Below are 17,884 nucleotides of genomic sequence, written 5' to 3' on the forward strand. Positions count from 1 at the left end.
CATGGGTGGAGCCGAGGGGACTCGAACCCCTGACCCCCACACTGCCAGTGTGGTGCGCTACCAGCTGCGCCACGGCCCCTTGCGGTCGCACCCGGTCGCCCGGGCACGGAGAGAACTATACACACGCCCCCCGGCATGGTCATCTCGCGGGGGTCCCCCACCGAGGGGGTCAGTTCAGCGCCACATCCGGCGGGAAGTGGGCCACCGCGGCCATCATGCCGCCCTGCCGGCGCAGCACCATCGGCCAGAGATCATCCGGCCGGTCGACGAAGGCGTCACCGGGCAGGGCGTCGAACACGAACCAGGAGCCCTCCTCGATCTCGCGCTCCACCTGCCCGGCGCCCCAGCCGGAGTAACCGGCGAAGACCCGGATCCCGCCGACGGCCTCGCGCAGCTTCTCCGGGTCGACGGAGAGGTCGATCGTGCCGACCGCGCCGGAGACGCGGTGGAAGCCCTTGACCGGCCGGACGGGGTGCCGCATGCGTGCCAGGCAGATGGCCGAGTCGGGCTGCACCGGGCCGCCCTCGAACAGCACGGCCGGGTCGCGGGCCAGGTCGCTCCAGTCGCCGAGCACGTCGGCCACGGAGACCTCGGTGGCCCGGTTCAGCACCACCCCGAGGGCGCCGCCGGGTTCGTGGGCGACGAGCAGCACGACCGTACGGTCGAAGTTCGGATCCTTGAGCCCTGGTGTCGCGACCAGCAGTCGTCCGGTCATCGACTCCATGGCTCGGCCACCGATCGCCTGCCCCTCACTCTGCATGTCCGACACCCGTCAGCCGTGCGCCCGTACGGGCCCGAGGCCGTCGACCGTCCACCCTGTCAACGCCATGTCACGCACCATAGCCTGCGCCCGGCCCACTGGTTAAGGTCTGACGGGCGGGTGATCACGACGGATCGAGGGAGGGCCGGATGGCGGCGCAGGCCGAACTGGCGGTGATCGGCGGGTCGGGTCTCTACGCCCTGCTCGACGGCGTGGAGCACGTGGTGGACACCCCGTACGGCGAGCCTTCGGGCCCGATCACCGTCGCCGAGGTGAGCGGCCGCCGGGTGGCGTTCCTGCCCCGGCACGGGCGCGATCACCGGTACCCGCCGCACCTGATCCCGTACCGGGCGAACCTGTGGGCGCTGCGGTCGCTGGGCGTACGCCAGGTGCTGGCGCCCTGCGCGGTCGGCGGCCTGCGGCCGGAGCTGGGCCCGGGGACGTTCGTGGTGCCGGACCAGTTGATCGACCGCACCAGCGGGCGCGCGCAGACCTACTACGACCGGGGCGCGGTGCACGTGTCGTTCGCCGACCCGTACTGCCCGGCCGGGCGGCGCACGCTGCTGGACACGGCGGCCGGGCGCGGCGTGCCGGCGGTGGACGGCGGGACCGTCGTCGTGGTCGAGGGTCCGCGCTTCTCGACCCGGGCGGAGTCGCGCTGGTTCGCCTCGATGGGCGGCACGATCGTCAACATGACCGGTCACCCGGAGGCGGTGCTGGCCCGCGAGCTGGCGCTCTGCTACACGTCCATCGCGCTGGTCACGGACCTGGACGCGGGCGTCGAGGCGGGCGAGTCGGTCACCCACGAGGAGGTGTTCCGGGTCTTCGCGGAGAACACCGACCGGCTGCGCGGACTGCTGCTGGAGGCCGTCGCCGCGCTGCCCGCCGAGCGGAAGTGCGAGTGCGGAAGCGCGCTGGACGGGATCAAGCTGCCGTTCCCGCTGCCCTGAGCCTGGGAAGCGCCCGAAAAGTCGCCTTCGGCCCGATAGATTCGGCTGGTCGGGAGACTGGGCACCGGGCCGGCTCCGGCATCCGCGTGCGGAACGGAGGCAGCCGGCGATGGCGACGGTGCGGGAGGCGACCTACGACCTGCTGCGCGCGCTCGGCCTGACCACTGTCTTCGGCAACCCGGGCTCGACCGAGGAGCCGTTCCTCCAGGATTTCCCGGCCGACTTCCACTACGTGCACGCGCTCCAGGAGGCGTCGGCGGTCGCCATGGCCGACGGCTACGCCCAGGGCACCGGCCGGCCCGCGCACGTCAACCTGCACACCGCGCCGGGCACCGGCAACGGCATGGGCAACCTGGTCACCGCCTGGCACAACCGGACGCCGCTGATCGTCAGCGCCGGTCAGCAGACCCGCGAGATGCTGCTGATCGAGCCGCGCCTGGCCAGCCCCCGGGCGGTCGAGCTGGCCCAGCCGTACGTCAAGTGGGCCCACGAGCCGGCCCGCGCGCAGGACATCCCGGCGGCCTTCATGCGGGCGTACGCCTCGGCGGTGCAGCCACCGGCCGGGCCGGTCTTCCTCTCCCTGCCGATGGACGACTGGGACCGTCCGGCCGACCCGCCGCCGCAGGTGCGTACCGTCGCCACCCGGATCGCGCCGGACCCGGACCGGCTGCGGACCTTCGCCGAGGCGCTGGCCGCCGCCCGCGCCCCGGCGCTGGTGCTCGGCGCGGCGGTGGACCGGTCGGACGCCTGGCCGGACGCGGTCGCGCTGGCCGAGCACCTGGCCGCCCCGGTCTGGGCCGCCCCGGCGCCGGAGCGGGCCGTGTTCCCCGAGCGGCACCCGCACTTCCGGGGCGTGCTGCCGTACGCGATCGGGCCGCTGTCGGAGGCGCTGCGCGGCCACGACGTGGTGCTGGTGGTGGGTGCGCCGGTGTTCCGGTACTACCCGCACGTGCCGGGTGACTACCTGCCCGGCGACGCGCGCCTGCTGCACGTCACCGACGACCCGGACGAGGCGGCGCGCGCCCCGGTCGGGGAGAGTCTGCTCGGCGACGCCGGGCTGACCATGGCCGCGCTGCGGGAACTGCTGCCGGCGACCGGCCGGGCGGCGCCGTCACCGCGCCCGCAGCCGGCCCCGCCCGAACCGGCCGATCCGCCGAGCGCCGACGCGTTGTTCGCCGCGCTGGCGGACGCGTGGCCGGCGGACGGGGTGCTGGTGCAGGAGTCGCCGTCCAACCTGGCCGCGCTGCGCCGCCGGCTGCCGATCGAGCGGCCGCGCTCGTACCTGACGATGGCCAGCGGCGGTCTCGGCTTCGGGCTGCCGGCGGCGGTCGGCATGGCGCTCGCGGAGCGCGACACCGGGCGCGGCCGCCCGGTGGTCGCGGTCGTCGGGGACGGCTCGTTCCACTACTCGGTCCAGGCGTTGTGGACGGCGGCGCGGCTGCGGCTGCCGCTCGCCGTCGTGGTCCCGGTGAATCAGCAGTACGCGATCCTGAAGGCGTTCGCCGAGCTGAAACACACTCCGGGCGTGCCCGCGCTGGACCTGCCCGGGCTGGACGTGACGGCGGTGGCGCACGGCTACGGCTGCGCCGGTGAGGTGACCACGCTGGACGGGCTCGGTGCGGCGCTGACCACCGCGCTCGCGGCGGACCGGCCGACCGTGCTGCCGGTGCCGATCAGCACCGACGTGCCGCGGATCCTGTGAGCCTCAGCCGGGCCGGACGGTCAGCGGGGCGCCGCTCGCGGCGTCCAGCACGGCCCGGCCGCCGAGCGGCGCGTCGAGCGTGACGCTCACCGGCTTCAGCACGAGCTGGGCGGTGCAGGGGCCGGTCGGCGAGACCACCGCGCCACCGATCACCACGACGTCCGGCCGTTCCAGCACCAGCGGCGTGGGCGGGCCGTCGCAGGCGCCGACGCCGAGCAGGTAGTCGACGCGGTTGCCCTCGACCGCACGCAGCTGCTGCGCGGACACCAGACCGTTCGGCAGCGGCTCACCGGGCACCGCACCGCCGGGGACCCGGCCGGTCACGCGCGGCGCGACAGCGATCCGCGCCACGGGCACGGCCAACTCGTCCACCGTGAACAGCCAGGCAGGCACCTCGGCGCGGCCCCGGCTGGTCCACACCGGCGCGCTGCCCAGCCGTACCTCGGTCACGGTGAGCGCCACGCACGGGGTCGGCGCCGAGGTCGACACCGGGTCGTTCGGGCCGGGTCGGCCGGTGGGTGCCGGATCCGGTGCGGCCGGTCGCCCGTCGCAGGGCGGCGGGTCACCCTGGCGGAGCTGGGCGTACGCGTCGGCTGCGCTGACCAGCGGCACGCGCAGCGTGCCGTCGGGGAACCGGATCGTGCCGTCCTTCGGCACGGCGGCCGGGATCGGGATCTGGTCCCGGTACCAGCCGGCGCCGAACGCCGTCTTCGTCTCCTCGGTGAAGCCCGGGTCGCCGGTGAGCACAGTGGCGTCCTGGAGCGGCACGTACCCGTCGCGCCAGCCCGGCCCGGGACGCCAGCCCGCGGCGACCTCCTCGGCCCGTTCGGTGAACGCGGGCCGCTGGTCCGGGCCGGTGGGCGGCGCCACCCCCGGATCGGCGGCTGGCGTGGCGCAGGCGGAGAGGGCCAGCAACGGGATACCGAGCAGGGCGAGCACGCGACGCATGCCGGTTGGACGCGGGCCGGTCCCGGCCGGTTCCCCCCGGGCTCAGTCCTCGCCGCCGAGGTCGGCCTGGTAGGCCTCCCAGAGCAGGTCGGCGCCAAGCCGGCGGTGCCGGTCGAGCGCGCGCAACAGGTCGCGGGTGCGGGCCCGCACCTCCGCGGCGGACACCCCGGGCAGGTGTACGGCGTGCTGGAGCGCCGCGAGCGCCGCGCTGATCGCGGCGTGCTCGCCGACCAGCAGGCGTACGCCCCGGTCCAGCCGGGGCGCGGCGCGCACCAGGTCGGCGTAGTGGCCGCCCGCTCCCTCGGTGACGCGGACGTGTTCGGTGAAACCCCGCCGGACGGGGTCCAGATCGGTGAGAAGTCGCTCCCGCCAGCGCGGCCCGGTGGCCGGCGCCCGCCCGAGGGCGCGCAGGTCACCGGCGGCGCTCGGGAGCACGGCGGTCGGCTGCTGGATCGGACTGGTGACCATGGGACACCTCCCGCTGCTGGGTGCGAACCCGTATGGCGATGGTGGACCCGGTTCGAGGGCCTGTCCAGCGGTCGGCGCCGCCTCATCTGCCCCGTCTGCAACAGAGGCCCCAGCCGGTCTCAACAACCCCAGAGACGACTGTGCGCCCCGGTCCGGGTGGACCGAGGCGCACAGGTCGTGTGGTGGAGGTGCCGGGAATCGAACCCGGGTCCTTCGCCGGTTTGTCAGGGCTTCTCCGAGCGCAGCTCGCTATGCCTCTACTCGGCCCCACCGCTCACGCGAGCAAGTTGGTGTGACGGGCCCAGTCGCTGATTGATCTCGCCGCACGGACCCCGCGACCGGGTCCGGTTGGCCAGCCTTCTAGCTGATGCCGGCAGACTGGGTCGAAGGCGCTCCCAGGCCGACAGACTTGCTACTCGCCTCAGGCGGCGAGAGCGAAGTCAGCGCGATTGTTCTTGGCGCTTATTGGTTTCCGACGACCGATTCTCGAGACGACGTCGGCTTCCTCGGCTCGCTTCCCCTGTCGCTGCGTACGAAGTCGAAACCAGTCACCCCCTCGTAGCGCTGCCCCTGTCGGCAGCACACCAAGCCTAACGCCTGGCGCAACCGGATTCATCCCGAGGCCCGCTCGACGCGGACTGCCGGACGAACCGGACGTATCACTCACCCATGCCCTTGCCGCGCCGGCCCACCGCCCGGGCGATCTCCCGGTCGGCGTCCCGCTTGGCGAGGTCCTGGCGCTTGTCGTACGACTTCTTACCCCGGGCCAGGCCGATCTCCACCTTGGCCCAGCCGTCGGAGAAGTAGACCTGCAACGGCACCAGCGTCAGGCCGCTCTCCTTGAGCTTGCCCAGCAGCCGGTCGATCTCCAGCCGGTTGAGCAGCAGCTTGCGGGTACGCCGGGGCTCGTGGTTGGTCCAGGTGCCCTGCGCGTACTCCGGGATGTGCATGGCGTGCAGGTAGATCTCGCCGTCGCGCTCCTGGGCGAACGCGTCCACGAGCGACGCCCGCCCGGCCCGCAGGGACTTGACCTCGGTGCCGGTCAGCGCCATGCCCGCCTCGTACGTGTCGAGGATGGCGTAGTCGTGGCGTGCCTTCTTGTTGGAGGCGACCACCTTGCGACCCTTCTCCCGTGGCATCGGCGCCACCCCCTTCCTGATCGACTCACCGGCCACCGGCCGGCGAGCGGAGATCATGCTACCGGAACCACAAGGGCCCTCCCGCGCCGTTTATTCCGGCGCGGGAGGGCCCTTGGCAGAGCCGTACGGGCGACTAGACCCGCAGGTAGAACCGGAGCGTGACCCAGGCGGTGACCGCGCTGACCACGCCACCGACGGCGGCCATCAGCGGGAAGGTCAGGAAGATCTCGGACCAGGAGATCGGGGTGATCAGGCCCTCCAGGGCGGCCATCGAGCTGCCGGCCGCCACCACCTTCACCCCGATCAACGCGAGCAGGCCGAGGATGGAGCCGAACAGACCGGCCACCACCGCCTCCAGCACGAACGGCGCCTGGATGAACCAGTTCGACGCGCCGACCAGCTTCATGACCGCCACCTCACGCCGCTTGCTGTACGCGGCGACCTGGATGGTGTTCGCGACGAGCAGCAGGGCGGCGATGGCCATCACGGTGGCGATCGCGAGCGCTCCGTTCTGGAAGCCGCTCAGCACGCCGAAGACCTTGTCGAGCAGCTTGCTCTGGTCGACGATCGTGTCGATGCCCTCGGTGGCCTTGTACTTGTCGTAGATCGCCTTGTACTGCTCCGGGTCGTTCAGCTTGACCCGGTACGACTCGGGAAGCTGGTCCGGCTTGACGGCGCTGACCAGGTCCGGGGCGTCGGCGTACATCTGCTGGAAGCGCTCGTACGCCTGCTCCTTGTTGACGTACGTCGAGTCCTTGACCAGCGGGTCCTGGCCGAGCTGCTGGCCCAGCGCGTCGACCTGTTCCTTGGTGGCATCGGTCTTCAGGAAGATCGAGACCTCGACGTTCTCGTAGTAGAGGTCCTTCATGTCGCCGACCTTCTGGTAGAGAAGGCCGCTGCCGCCCAGCATGAACAGCGACACCGCCATTGTGATGATCATGGCGATGGTCATGGTGACGTTGCGCCACAGCCCGACCAGTACTTCGGACAGGACGTACTTCATCCGCATCGGGATATTCCTCCGGCTCTCCGGCGTGAGGTTTCGTCGTCAGGGTCTACGGAACGTCGTCCGGCTCAGCCGTAGACGCCGCGGGCCTGGTCGCGCACGATGCGGCCGCTCTCGATCTCGATGACCCGGCGCCGCATCTGGTTCACGATGTTGGAGTCGTGCGTGACCATCACGACGGTCGTACCGGTGCGGTTGATCCGGTCCAGCAGGCGCATGATCTCGATCGAGGTGTCCGGGTCCAGGTTTCCGGTGGGCTCGTCGGCCAGCAGGATCAGCGGCCGGTTGACGAACGCCCGGGCCACCGCGACACGCTGCTGCTCACCACCGGAGAGCTCGTGCGGGTAGCGGTGCTCCTTGCCGCCGAGACCGACCAGCTCCAGCACCTCCGGCACGACCCGGCGGGCGACCGCCTTCGTCTTGCCGATCACCTCCAGCGCGAACGCCACGTTCTCGTACGCGGTGCGGTTCGGCAGCAACCGGAAGTCCTGGAAGACGCAGCCGATGGAACGCCGGAAGTGGGGTCGCTTCCAGGAACGCATCGACGTGACGTCCTTGCCGTTGACGACGACCCGGCCCTTGTTGGGCGTGACCTCGTGCAGCAGCAACTTGATGATGGTGGACTTGCCGGAGCCGGATGGACCGATGAAGAAGACGAACTCGCCCTTCTCGATCGAGACGGACACGTTGTCGAGCGAAGGCCGGGACGCCTTCGGGTACGTCTTCGTCACTTGCTCAAGCTGAATCACGGGTCGGTAGTCTACGCGGTGTAACCGCAGAGCCAAGCCCCCAGCCCCGCCGAAGCGGTGCGCGTCGTCGATTTACCCGGTCAGACCGAGATCGATGACGCGCTCAGTCCGACCGTGATCACGCACCGTCAGCGCTGAGCTGCTGCTGCTTCCGCCAGCGAATTCCCGCCTCGATGAAGCTGTCCAGGTCGCCGTCGAAGACCGAGGACGGATTGCCCGTCTCCTGTTCCGTACGCAGATCCTTCACCATCTGATACGGGTGCAGGACGTACGAGCGCATCTGGTCGCCCCAGGAGCTGGTGCCGCCGGTCTTGAGGCCGGCCAGCTTCTCCTCCTCCTCCTGCCGCTTGCGCTCCAGCAGGCGGGCCTGGAGCACCCGCATCGCGGAGGCCTTGTTCTGCAGCTGGGACTTCTCGTTCTGGCAGGTGACCACGATGCCGGTGGGGATGTGGGTCAGCCGCACCGCCGAGTCGGTGGTGTTGACGCTCTGCCCGCCCGGCCCGGACGACCGGTAGACGTCCACCCGGACCTCGTTCTCCGGGATGTCGATGTGGTCGGTCTGCTCGGTGACCGGCAGCACCTCGACGCCGGCGAAGCTGGTCTGCCGGCGGCCCTGGTTGTCGAACGGGCTGATCCGCACCAGCCGGTGCGTGCCGGACTCCACGCTCAGCGTGCCGTAGGCGTAGGGCACCTTCACCGTGAAGGTGGCCGACTTCAGGCCCGCCTCCTCGGCGTACGAGGTCTCGTAGACCTCGGTCGGGTAGCCGTGCCGCTCGGCCCAGCGCAGGTACATCCGCAGCAGCATCTCGGCGAAGTCCGCGGCGTCCACACCACCGGCGCCGGCCCGGATCGCCACCAGCGCCTCCCGGGAGTCGTACTCACCGGAGAGCAGCGTGCGGACCTCCATCTCCTGGATGGCCTTGGTCAGCCCGGTGATCTCCGACTCGACCTCGGTCAGCACGCCCGGGTCGTCCTCCGCCTGGGCCAGCTCCAGCAGCACCCCGGCGTCGTCGAGCCGGGAGCGCAGGTCACCGAGCTTGGAGATCTCGCCGTTGACGTACGACAGCTGCGACGTCACCTGCTGCGCCTTGGCCTGGTCGTCCCAGAGGTCGGGCGCGGAGGCCTCCTGCTCCAGCCGGGCCTTCTGCTCGCGCAGCTTGTCGAGGTCGAGCACAGCCTCGATGTTGCGCAGCGTGGCGTCGAGTTCCTTGAGCTGTTCGGCGTAATCGGCAGCGGTCACGACAGACAAGACTACCGGCGCGTGCGAGGAGTGAGCTTGCGAGCCCCGCAGTCACGCGCGAAAAGTCGGCGCTGCCTGTCCTGGTCGACGCAGGTGGTCAGCCGACGGGCGCGCTCTTCAGCCAGGAAAGCGCCGCCTTGTGGTAGGCGACGGCGAACTCCAGCGCGCTGGCGTCGTAGCTGTCGCCTTCCTTCTTGGCGTTCTTGACCTGCTCCCGCACCGCCGCCAGCGCCTCGGTGTGGTACTCGTTCGCCGTGGCGTACAGGTTCTTGAGCTGGCTCGACGAGTGCAGGTCACCGAACGCGATCCGTAGCGCTATCGGGTTACGGATGGTGTCCTTGCCGGGATTCTCCGCCAGCCAGCGGGAGAATGTCCGTTTCCCGGCCGCCGTCAGCGCGTACGGCTGGCTCATCCGCGGCCCGGGCTTGCCGAGTCGCACCAGACCCTTCTCGGCCAGGACCGGCAGCTCCCGGTAGACCTGACTGCGGGTCATCGACCAGTACGGCGCCAGCCGGCGCTCAGCGGCGGCCATCAACTGGCCGCCAGTCATCGGGCCGTCGTGCAGCAGACCGAGCAGAGCTGCTGCCGTCGGGTTGACTCCGGATTCCGCCATGCCCTCTAAGCTGCCACTTTGTCGGCTCTGGCGTCCAGGATTTGCTCATTTCGGCACCCGATGACGGGTCCGATGTGCACTGTCGGATGAGGAAGAGGGCCCGCCCCGGCCGGGACGGGCCCTCTCAAAGCGTCTCAGCCCATGTGCGGATAGGCGTGATCGGTCGGCGGAACGAACGTCTCCTTGATCGTCCGGGGCGACATCCAGCGGACCAGGTTGTGCCAGGAGCCCGCCTTGTCGTTGGTGCCGCTGGCCCGGGCACCGCCGAACGGCTGCTGCCCGACCACCGCGCCGGTCGGCTTGTCGTTGATGTAGAAGTTGCCGGCGGCGTACCGCATCTTCTCCGCCACCTGGTCGACCACCCGGCGGTCGGTCGCGAAGATCGACCCGGTCAGCGCGTACGGCGCGATCGACTCGGCCTGGGCGACCACCTCGTCGAAGCGGGCGTCGTCGAAGACGTGCACGCCGAGGATCGGCCCGAAGTACTCGGTGGTGAACGTCTCGTGCGCGGCGTCGGAGCACTCGAACAGCGTCGGCCGGACGAAGTAGCCGACCGAGTCGTCGGCGGTGCCCCCGGCCAGGATGCGGCAGGAGTCGTCGCCCTTGATCAGCTCCAGCGCGGCGGTGTGCCGGCCGAACGCCTTGTCGTCGATCACCGCGCCGCCGAAGTTGCTGAAGTCGGTCACGTCGCCGTAGGTCAGCGAGTCGGCGGTGGCGGCGAGCCGGTCGCGCAGCCCACCCTCCCAGAGGGACCGCGGGACGTACGCCCGCGAGGCGGCGGAGCACTTCTGCCCCTGGTACTCGTAGGCGCCCCGGATCAGCGCGGTGTGCAGCGCGTCCACGTCGGCGCTGGTGTGCGCGACCACGAAGTCCTTGCCGCCGGTCTCGCCGACCAGCCGGGGGTAGCCCCGGTAACCGGCGATGTTGTCGCCGACGGTCTTCCACAGGTGCTGGAACACCTTGGTCGAGCCGGTGAAGTGGATGCCGGCCAGGTCCGGGTCGGCCAGCACCACCTCGGAGACCTCCTCACCGCGCCCGGTGACCATGTTGATCACACCGGGCGGCAGGCCGGCGGCCTCGAACAGGCGCATGGTGAAGTGCGCCGCGAACTGCTGCGTCGGGGACGGCTTCCAGACCACCGTGTTGCCGAGCATGGCCGGCGCGGACGGCAGATTGCCGGCGATCGCGGTGAAGTTGAACGGGGTGATCGCGTAGACGAACCCCTCCAGCGGCCGGTGGTCGAGGCGGTTCCAGACCCCGGGCGAGGACAGCGGCTGCTCGGCGAGGAGCCGCCGGGCGAAGTGCACGTTGAACCGGAGGAAGTCGATCAGCTCGCACGCCGAGTCGATCTCGGCCTGGACGGCGGTCTTGGACTGGCCGAGCATGGTGGCCGCGTTGAGCGTGTCCCGCCAGGGGCCGGCGAGCAGGTCGGCGGCGCGCAGGAAGATCGCGGCCCGCTCCTCGAACGGCAGCGCCCGCCACATCGGGGCGGCGTCCTTGGCGGCCCGGACGGCGGCGCGGGCGTCGTCGTGGGTGGCGTGCCCGGTCACGCCGAGGACGTGCGCGTGCTTGTGCGGCTGCACCACGTCGATCGACGCGCCGCCGGCCATCCGGCGCTCGCCGGCGATCGTCATCGGCAGCTCGATCCGCTCGGCGGCCAGTTCGGCCAGCCGCCGCTGGAGCCGTTCCCGGTCGGCGCTGCCGGGCTCGTAGGTGTGTACCGGCTCGTTGATCGGCTCGGGTACGGAGAACACGGCGTCCATCACAAGGCTCCTGGCGATCTCGACGGCGACGGCGAAACCGGACCCGCGGGCGCCGGCCGGCGGCCGGACGCCGGACACCGCGGGGTCAGCGGCGGCGGGACCTGGCCCGATTCTGTCACGAGACGCCTCCGCGGACCGTGCCTCCCCGGTACACCGGACAGCCCGGCCGTCTCCGTACCGTCGGCCCCAACCCGCCCGATCCCGACGAAACATCGGGCCACAGCCTTTTCTGTTGACGATTCGTCGGCACGCCGCTGCGCGTCGGTCCACGCCACCTGAGGGAGGTGGCGGGTATCCGCGCGTCCGGATGGCACCACCTCCCCGGACCGCAGGCTCGCGGATATCGGCCACTGATCCACACCGCCTCGGGGAGACGGCGGTGTCCGAGCCCTGGGGATGCCACCACATCGGCGAACCGCAGTCGATCAAGGCCCAGGCGGCACACGGCCCACCCGAGGAGCGGCGGCGCGCCGCGTAGGCTGGATGACCGGTGACCTGCCCGGCCCGGCGGGGGGCGATCCGGCGACCGTCGAAGGGAAGACGATGAGCAACCAGCCCGGCAGCTCCACGGCCGCGGAGACGGACCAGCCCGAGGCCGTCGAGCCGTCGGCCGGCGAGGCGAGCACGGACGAGGCCACCGCCACGGACGAGGCCGTCCCGACCGGGCGGCCGGAGTTCGCCCCGGGCGCGCTCGTGCTCGCCCTGCTCTCCATCGGGTGGCTGGCCGCCATGCTCTGGTCCACCCGCGAGGCGATCCACTCGACGGCGGCCGGCGTCACCGCGATCAGCCTCTCCGCGTACGCGCTGCCCGGCGTCATCACCGCGGCACTGGTCACCGGCGCCACTGTCGCCCTGCTCGCGACCAACCGGCTGGGCCGCGCCACGCTGCGCTTCCTGGCCGCCGTCGGCACCGGCCTCCTGGTCGGGCTCGTCACCGCGGTGGCGATCAACCTGACGTACGCGGACAACGCCACCACGAACACCATCGCCGGCACCGCGGCGGCGGCAGCGATCATCGGCGGGGCGATGGCGGGCGCGCGCCAGGCCCGGGTGGTGGGGGCGATCACCCTCGCGACGCTCACCGCGCAGATCTTCGTGGTGCTGTTCAGCCGCGCCCGCGACCCGCTGTCCGACCTGTTCGGCGCCGGGGAGACCCAGCAGTCGATGCTCGACGCAGCGAAGTGGGTCTCGCGTACCGAATCGTTGCTCGCGGGGCTGCTCGCCGGCCTGGCCGCGTACCTCTATCTCACCTGGTCCCGCCGCCGGGCGGAGCGCCGCGACGGCGCGGCGTCGCCGCTGCGCTGGCCGGCGTACCTGGTCGCCGGCGCGGGCGCGGGCCTGCTCCTGCTGCTCACCGAGGTGATCATCCGGATCGGCGGGCGCGGGCTGCTCGACCTGGCCGCCGCGCTCAGCGAGGCCGACGAGGTGGCGCAGACCGCGCTGGGCACCTCACGGGTGGACAACGGGATCTGGGTGCTCTTCGTGGGCGCGCTGACCACGCTCATCGTCTTCGGCCGCACGCTCGGCCCGCGCCCGGTGGACGACGACGAGGACGAGCCGGCGGCCTGACCGACCGTCAGCCGGCCTCGCGCAGCAGCAGGTCCAGCTCCGTCACGTCGTACCACTCCAGTTCGTGGTCCTCGGCGCCGTCGACTGTGAACTGGGCGTCCGGGTCGCCGGCCTGGGCCTCCACCACCACGTCGACGGCAGCGGCCACGTCCTCGACCGCGTCCGCGCCGTCCACGTGCAACGCGGCGATCGACTTCACCGGCACCGGCCCAGCCGGCCGGACCACGCTCGACCCCAGCTCGCCGTCGACCCGGCCGACCGCGCGGGCCGGCAGGTCGGCCGAGACGACCACCCGTCGCCGGGGCGCTGTGGGGTCGTTGCGGAGCAGGAGCAGCGCGTCCTGGGCGGCCCGGGTGAAGGCCACGTACTCCAGCTCCTCCTCGTCGCCCTCGGCGTACCACTCGCGCAGCTCCGGGGTCACGGCGTGCGCCGCCTCGGCGCTCAGCCCCTCCTCGCGCAGCCGGGCGAGCATGGGGACGGTCGCCGGCAGGTACACCCGGACAAGCTCGTCGGTCACGGGTCACTCCCACACTCAGGCCGATCGTCGGCGGGCGCCGACTCCGGGCGCCGATCATGCCGTACGCCGAGACCGTCATACACCCGGCACCCGCGCGGGTGAAGTGTCCCGCCGGTGTGTCTCCCGAACGGGCGCGTGGCGATGTCACCAGGTGATGGCAAACTGAAGCAAACGAAACCAACCCCGGGAGTCACCGTGGAGTCGAGGTTCCTGCTGCTGTCCGACGTCGCCGCCGAGCTGAACGTCTCGGACTCGCAGGTCTACCACATGGTCCGCAGCGGCGAACTGCCCGCGATCAAGATCGGCGGCCGGGGCCAGTGGCGGGTCGAGCGCGCCCGGCTGGAGGAATACATCGAGCGCAAGTACGCCGAGACCGCCGAGTGGGTACGCGGCAACCCACTCGGCGAGCGCGACGAGGAGTGACCGCCCGGGGACCGCCCGCCATTGACGACGGTCACCTCAGTCCGGAAAGATGAGAGCCTGTCGGAGGCAAACGAAGGCAAACGCAAGGATTCGAGATGGTCGACACCCGCCGTCCCCGAGCACCCCGCCCGCCGGTGCGTCTCCGGCCCGCCCCGCCCCTCGATCCGCCCTGCACCGACGAGGAACCGCTCTGGACTCCCGTCGGCCAGCTCACGCTCGACCTGGCCGACCCACGCCGCCGTGCCGCCGCACGCCCCGCCGGCCGCGCCCCGGACCCGGCACCCGCCTGGCCCCGCTGGTCCGGCGCGCAGCCGTCAGCCCTCGCCTCCGCCACACCCGAGGGAGCGCGCGCGGCACACCGGTTCGTGCGCACCTTCCTGGAGATCGTCAACGGCTTCCGGCCGCCAGGTCAGCTCCGGCCGCTCTGCCTGCCCGAGTCGGCCGGCCCGGTGGCAGCCGAACTGACCCGCGCGGCCCGCCGGGTGACCCCGGTCCGCCGCCGTACCGCCCGGCCGGCGCTGCTGCTGCGACGCCTGCGGGTCTGCGAGCCCCGCGCCGGCGCGGTCGAGGCCACCGCCGTGTTCGCCGGCGCCGCAGGCGCGAGCTGGGCGATCGCAATACGCCTGGAACGCCGCCGAGGCACCTGGCTGTGCCTGGTCCTCGACGTCCTTTGAGCCCGGCCGTCACATCCCCGACCTGCCTCGACGCGCCGCGGCCCCCCGCGCCGACCTGTGACCGGGCGTAGTAGTCAACGGACTCCCCGACTCCCGACTCCCGACTCCCGGTGGGGATCTTGGTACCAAACGGCCCTCATAGGGGCCCTTTGGTACCAAGATCTCTGCCGCTCCCACCAAGCGGAACGCCAATCTCGCTCAACGGGAGGCTCGCCGCAAAAACCAGCCCAACGAGGATCTCCAGCCCACGCCCGCGCCTCCACGGCGCCGATCTTGCACTTTCGGTCCCCCGATACCGGCATGAAGCGGGCACGATGAGGGCCGAAACTGCAAGATCGCGGGGCAGGTAGGGCGGGTGGGGACGGGCGGGAGGGCGGGCGGGGACGGGCGGCGGGACGGGGACGGGCCCCGGCCGGAAGGCCGGGGCCCGTCGGGGCGCTCGTTCGGGGTCAGTTGCCGCCGTTGGGCGAGCCGTGGCAGCGCTTGTACTTGCGGCCCGAGCCACACGGGCAGGGCGCGTTACGGGACGGGCCCTCGCCGCCGTCGACCTGGCCCGGCGCGGCCCGCCGGGCGGTGCTCGCGGCGACCGCCTGGCCGCTCGCCCCGGCCGCCGCACCCGGGGTACGGCGCGGCGTGGTGGCGGCCGGACGCTCCGAGGACTGCTGGCCGATGCCGAGCGCCGGGGCCTGCTGCTCGGGCCGCTCGATCACCGGGGTGCCCCGGCCGGCCTCGCCGTCCACCGACGGTGCGGAGTATTGCAGGCCCTGCTGCTGCGGCGCGCGGTTGAGACCCTTGGCCCGGATCTCCACCGGCTTCTCCAGCAGCGCCACCTCTTCGGCCTCCGGCTCCGCCTCCTCGACCTGGACCTCCAGGTTGTAGAGGAAGCCGACCGTCTCCTCCTTGATGCCGTCCATCATGGAGGCGAACATGTCGAAGCCCTCACGCTGGTACTCGATGACCGGGTCGCGCTGGGCGTACGCCCGCAGGCTGATGCCCTCCTGGAGGTAGTCCATCTCGTAGAGGTGCTCGCGCCACTTGCGGTCGATCACCTGGAGCAGGACCATGCGCTCGAGCTGGCGCACCGCCTCCTCGCCGAGGGTCTCCTCACGCCTGTCGTACGCGGCGTGCGCGTCCTCCTTCAGGCGGGCGAGCAGGAAGTCCTGGTCGATGCCGGAGCGGGAACCGACCTCCTCCTCCAGCTCCTCGACGGTGATGCCGACCGGGTAGAGCTGCTTCAGGCTGGACCAGAGCTGGTCGAGGTCCCAGTCCTCGGCGTAGCCGTCGCTCGTCGCGCCGACCACGTACGCGGTCACCACGTCGTCGATCATGTTGCGGACCTGGTCGGACAGGTCTTCGCCGTTGAGCACCCGGAGGCGCTCGGCGTAGATCACCTGGCGCTGCTTGTTCAGCACCTCGTCGTACTTGAGGACGTTCTTGCGGATCTCGGCGTTCTGGCCCTCGATCTGGGCCTGGGCGCTCCTGATCTGGCGGGTGACCATCTTCGACTCGATGGGCACGTCCTCCGGGATGTTGAAGCGGTCCATCACGGCCTCGACCGCGCCGGCCCGGAAGCGCTTCATCAGCTCGTCCTGGAGCGACAGGTAGAAGCGGGACTCGCCCGGGTCACCCTGCCGGCCGGCGCGACCGCGGAGCTGGTTGTCGATCCGGCGGGACTCGTGCCGCTCGGTGCCCAGCACGTAGAGCCCACCGGCGGCGGCGACCTCCTCCGCCTCGACGTCGCACGCCTGCTTCCAGGTCGGGAGGATCTCCTCCATCGCCTTGGCGTACTCCTCCGGCTGCTCGACCGGGTCGAGTCCGCGCTGGCGCAGCTCGTTCGCGGCGAGGAACTCGGGGTTGCCGCCGAGCAGGATGTCCGTACCGCGGCCGGCCATGTTGGTCGCGACGGTGACCGCGCCCTTGCGCCCGGCCTGCGCGACGATCTCCGCCTCCTTGGCGTGGAACTTCGCGTTCAGCACCGAGTGCGGGATGCCGCGGCGGCGCAGCATGTGCGACAGGATCTCGGAGTTCTCCACCGAGACGGTGCCGACCAGCACCGGCTGGCCCTGCTCGTGCCGCTCGGCGATGTCCTCGACGACGGCGTTGAACTTGGCCTTCTCGGTCTTGTAGATGACGTCGGGCCGGTCGAGCCGGACCATCGGCCGGTGCGTCGGGATGGTCACGACGCCGACCTTGTAGACCTTGTTGAACTCGCCGGCCTCGGTCTGGGCGGTACCGGTCATGCCGGAGAGCTTCTCGTAGAGGCGGAAGTAGTTCTGGAGGGTGATGGTGGCCAGGGTCTGGTTCTCCTGCTTGATCTCCACCCCCTCCTTGGCCTCGATCGCCTGGTGCATGCCCTCGTTGTAGCGGCGGCCGTGCAGGATGCGGCCGGTGAACTCGTCGACGATCAGGACCTCACCGTCGTTGACGATGTAGTCCTTGTCGCGCTTGTAGAGCTCCTTGGCCTTGATCGCGTTGTTCAGGTAGCCGACCAGCGGGGTGTTCACCGACTCGTAGAGGTTGTCGATGCCCAGGCGGTCCTCCACCTTGGCCACGCCGCGCTCGGTGATCGCGATGGTGCGCTTGGCGTAGTCGACCTCGTAGTCGCCCTCGCCGTCGGTGCCGGGCTGGAGCCGGGCCACCACGGTGGCGAACTCCTGGTACCACCGGGCGGAGTGCTCGGCCGGACCGGAGATGATCAGCGGGGTACGCGCCTCGTCGATCAGGATCGAGTCGACCTCGTCGACCACGGCGAAGAAGTGGCCGCGCTGGACCAGCTCATCCTTCGACCAGGCCATGTTGTCGCGCAGGTAGTCGAAGCCGAACTCGTTGTTGGTGCCGTAGGTGATGTCGCACTCGTAGGCCGCGCGGTGCTCGGTGGCGGGCCGGTTGGGCAGCACCACGCCGACCTGCAGGCCGAGGAACTCGTGGACGCGGCCCATCCAGGCGGCGTCGCGCTCGGCCAGGTAGTCGTTCACCGTGATGACGTGCACGCCCTTGCCGGCGAGCGCGTTCAGGTAGACCGGCATGACCGAGGTGAGCGTCTTGCCCTCACCGGTCTTCATCTCGGCGATGTTGCCGAAGTGCAGCGCCGCGCCACCCATCACCTGGACGTCGTAGGGGCGCTGGCCGAGCACCCGCGAGGCGGCTTCCCGGCACACCGCGAACGCCTCGGGCAGCAGGTCGTCGAGGGTCTCGCCATCCTCGAGCCGCTCCTTGAACTGGTCGGTCATGCCGCGCAGCTCGTCGTCGCTGAGGTTGACGTAGTCGTCCTCGATCGAGTTGACGGCGGCAGCGATGGCCTTCAGCCGACGCACCATGCGGCCCTCGCCGGCGCGAAGGAACTTTTCCAGAATCGACACGGAT

General features: G+C 71.3%; 16 protein-coding genes, 1 tRNA gene and 1 other RNA gene. 5 read left to right on the forward strand and 13 right to left on the reverse strand.

What is annotated here, in order from left to right:
* Positions 1–6 precede the first annotated feature (6 nt).
* Both ACN27C_RS02320 and ACN27C_RS02325 read right to left on the reverse strand, forming a co-directional pair.
* Positions 7–79: transfer RNA gene (locus tag ACN27C_RS02320), tRNA-Ala, on the reverse strand.
* A gap of 90 nt (positions 80–169) precedes the next feature.
* Positions 170–760 carry a YqgE/AlgH family protein gene (locus ACN27C_RS02325; protein WP_091418814.1) on the reverse strand — a complete coding sequence of 197 codons (591 nt, stop codon included), beginning with the start codon at positions 758–760 and terminating at the stop codon, positions 170–172.
* Positions 761–909: 149 nt separating this feature from the next.
* Here ACN27C_RS02325 and ACN27C_RS02330 point away from each other — a divergent pair, with 149 nt between their 5' ends.
* Together ACN27C_RS02330 and mdlC are read left to right on the forward strand one after the other, a co-directional pair.
* Positions 910–1,710: an S-methyl-5'-thioadenosine phosphorylase gene (locus ACN27C_RS02330; protein WP_422750332.1), complete on the forward strand. Its 801-nt coding sequence runs from the start codon at positions 910–912 to the stop codon at positions 1,708–1,710.
* A 109-nt stretch (positions 1,711–1,819) separates the two neighbouring features.
* Positions 1,820–3,412 (forward strand): benzoylformate decarboxylase, encoded by a 1,593-nt coding sequence (mdlC, locus tag ACN27C_RS02335; RefSeq protein WP_357897887.1) that lies wholly within the window; start codon positions 1,820–1,822, stop codon positions 3,410–3,412.
* Positions 3,413–3,415: 3 nt separating this feature from the next.
* Here the strand turns inward: mdlC and ACN27C_RS02340 are convergent, their stop codons facing one another.
* The 9 genes from ACN27C_RS02340 to pruA all read right to left on the reverse strand — a co-directional run bounded on the left by ACN27C_RS02340 (position 3,416) and on the right by pruA (position 11,338).
* A complete protein-coding gene (locus ACN27C_RS02340) occupies positions 3,416–4,360 on the reverse strand; it encodes a hypothetical protein (RefSeq protein ID WP_422750333.1) in 945 nt (314 codons plus the stop codon).
* A gap of 42 nt (positions 4,361–4,402) precedes the next feature.
* Positions 4,403–4,828, reverse strand: a complete 426-nt coding sequence (locus ACN27C_RS02345; RefSeq protein ID WP_357897891.1) for a hypothetical protein — start codon at positions 4,826–4,828, stop codon at positions 4,403–4,405.
* Between the two features lie 180 nt (positions 4,829–5,008).
* Positions 5,009–5,384, reverse strand: a transfer-messenger RNA (tmRNA) gene (gene ssrA / locus ACN27C_RS02350).
* Between the two features lie 103 nt (positions 5,385–5,487).
* The gene (gene smpB, locus ACN27C_RS02355) at positions 5,488–5,967 is read right to left on the reverse strand and encodes an SsrA-binding protein SmpB (RefSeq protein WP_030271124.1); all 480 of its coding nucleotides are present in this window, start codon (positions 5,965–5,967) and stop codon (positions 5,488–5,490) included.
* Between the two features lie 133 nt (positions 5,968–6,100).
* Complete coding sequence (ftsX, locus tag ACN27C_RS02360; RefSeq protein WP_091418746.1) at positions 6,101–6,976, reverse strand: permease-like cell division protein FtsX; 876 nt, start codon at positions 6,974–6,976, stop codon at positions 6,101–6,103.
* A gap of 65 nt (positions 6,977–7,041) precedes the next feature.
* Positions 7,042–7,722 (reverse strand): cell division ATP-binding protein FtsE, encoded by a 681-nt coding sequence (ftsE, locus tag ACN27C_RS02365; protein ID WP_013284225.1) that lies wholly within the window; start codon positions 7,720–7,722, stop codon positions 7,042–7,044.
* 118 nt (positions 7,723–7,840) lie between these two features.
* On the reverse strand, positions 7,841–8,962 hold the full coding sequence (prfB, locus tag ACN27C_RS02370) for a peptide chain release factor 2 (RefSeq protein ID WP_120571500.1): 1,122 nt from the start codon (positions 8,960–8,962) through the stop codon (positions 7,841–7,843).
* A 97-nt stretch (positions 8,963–9,059) separates the two neighbouring features.
* A complete protein-coding gene (locus ACN27C_RS02375) occupies positions 9,060–9,575 on the reverse strand; it encodes a PadR family transcriptional regulator (RefSeq protein WP_120571501.1) in 516 nt (171 codons plus the stop codon).
* A gap of 134 nt (positions 9,576–9,709) precedes the next feature.
* Positions 9,710–11,338: an L-glutamate gamma-semialdehyde dehydrogenase gene (gene pruA, locus ACN27C_RS02380; RefSeq protein ID WP_120573959.1), complete on the reverse strand. Its 1,629-nt coding sequence runs from the start codon at positions 11,336–11,338 to the stop codon at positions 9,710–9,712.
* A gap of 543 nt (positions 11,339–11,881) precedes the next feature.
* Between pruA and ACN27C_RS02385 the strand changes: the two genes are divergently transcribed.
* Complete coding sequence (locus tag ACN27C_RS02385) at positions 11,882–12,907, forward strand: hypothetical protein (protein WP_422750334.1); 1,026 nt, start codon at positions 11,882–11,884, stop codon at positions 12,905–12,907.
* Between the two features lie 7 nt (positions 12,908–12,914).
* On the opposite strand, the gene ACN27C_RS02390 is transcribed toward ACN27C_RS02385, so the two are convergent.
* Positions 12,915–13,424: a DUF6912 family protein gene (locus ACN27C_RS02390; RefSeq protein WP_120571502.1), complete on the reverse strand. Its 510-nt coding sequence runs from the start codon at positions 13,422–13,424 to the stop codon at positions 12,915–12,917.
* Positions 13,425–13,565: 141 nt separating this feature from the next.
* Between ACN27C_RS02390 and ACN27C_RS02395 the strand changes: the two genes are divergently transcribed.
* Both ACN27C_RS02395 and ACN27C_RS02400 read left to right on the forward strand, forming a co-directional pair.
* Positions 13,566–13,847: a helix-turn-helix domain-containing protein gene (locus ACN27C_RS02395; protein WP_422750335.1), complete on the forward strand. Its 282-nt coding sequence runs from the start codon at positions 13,566–13,568 to the stop codon at positions 13,845–13,847.
* 95 nt (positions 13,848–13,942) lie between these two features.
* Positions 13,943–14,521 carry an Rv3235 family protein gene (locus ACN27C_RS02400; protein ID WP_120571504.1) on the forward strand — a complete coding sequence of 193 codons (579 nt, stop codon included), beginning with the start codon at positions 13,943–13,945 and terminating at the stop codon, positions 14,519–14,521.
* Positions 14,522–14,970: 449 nt separating this feature from the next.
* Here ACN27C_RS02400 and secA read toward each other — a convergent pair whose 3' ends face one another.
* Positions 14,971–17,880 carry a preprotein translocase subunit SecA gene (gene secA, locus ACN27C_RS02405; RefSeq protein WP_422750336.1) on the reverse strand — a complete coding sequence of 970 codons (2,910 nt, stop codon included), beginning with the start codon at positions 17,878–17,880 and terminating at the stop codon, positions 14,971–14,973.
* Positions 17,881–17,884 lie beyond the last annotated feature (4 nt).

The organism is Micromonospora sp. WMMD1219 (assembly GCF_049315215.1).
Lineage (GTDB): Bacteria > Actinomycetota > Actinomycetes > Mycobacteriales > Micromonosporaceae > Micromonospora > Micromonospora tulbaghiae.

Excerpts from the sequence above, each read along its gene's own strand:
- ACN27C_RS02325 (WP_091418814.1), bottom strand. The coding sequence starts at position 760 with ATGCAGAGTGAGGGGCAGGCGATCGGTGGCCGAGCCATGGAGTCGATG.
- ACN27C_RS02330 (WP_422750332.1), top strand. The coding sequence starts at position 910 with ATGGCGGCGCAGGCCGAACTGGCGGTGATCGGCGGGTCGGGTCTCTAC.
- mdlC (WP_357897887.1), top strand. The coding sequence starts at position 1,820 with ATGGCGACGGTGCGGGAGGCGACCTACGACCTGCTGCGCGCGCTCGGC.
- ACN27C_RS02340 (WP_422750333.1), bottom strand. The coding sequence starts at position 4,360 with ATGCGTCGCGTGCTCGCCCTGCTCGGTATCCCGTTGCTGGCCCTCTCC.
- ACN27C_RS02345 (WP_357897891.1), bottom strand. The coding sequence starts at position 4,828 with ATGGTCACCAGTCCGATCCAGCAGCCGACCGCCGTGCTCCCGAGCGCC.
- smpB (WP_030271124.1), bottom strand. The coding sequence starts at position 5,967 with ATGCCACGGGAGAAGGGTCGCAAGGTGGTCGCCTCCAACAAGAAGGCA.
- ftsX (WP_091418746.1), bottom strand. The coding sequence starts at position 6,976 with ATGCGGATGAAGTACGTCCTGTCCGAAGTACTGGTCGGGCTGTGGCGC.
- ACN27C_RS02375 (WP_120571501.1), bottom strand. The coding sequence starts at position 9,575 with ATGGCGGAATCCGGAGTCAACCCGACGGCAGCAGCTCTGCTCGGTCTG.
- pruA (WP_120573959.1), bottom strand. The coding sequence starts at position 11,338 with ATGGACGCCGTGTTCTCCGTACCCGAGCCGATCAACGAGCCGGTACAC.
- ACN27C_RS02385 (WP_422750334.1), top strand. The coding sequence starts at position 11,882 with ATGAGCAACCAGCCCGGCAGCTCCACGGCCGCGGAGACGGACCAGCCC.
- ACN27C_RS02395 (WP_422750335.1), top strand. The coding sequence starts at position 13,566 with ATGTCACCAGGTGATGGCAAACTGAAGCAAACGAAACCAACCCCGGGA.
- ACN27C_RS02400 (WP_120571504.1), top strand. The coding sequence starts at position 13,943 with ATGGTCGACACCCGCCGTCCCCGAGCACCCCGCCCGCCGGTGCGTCTC.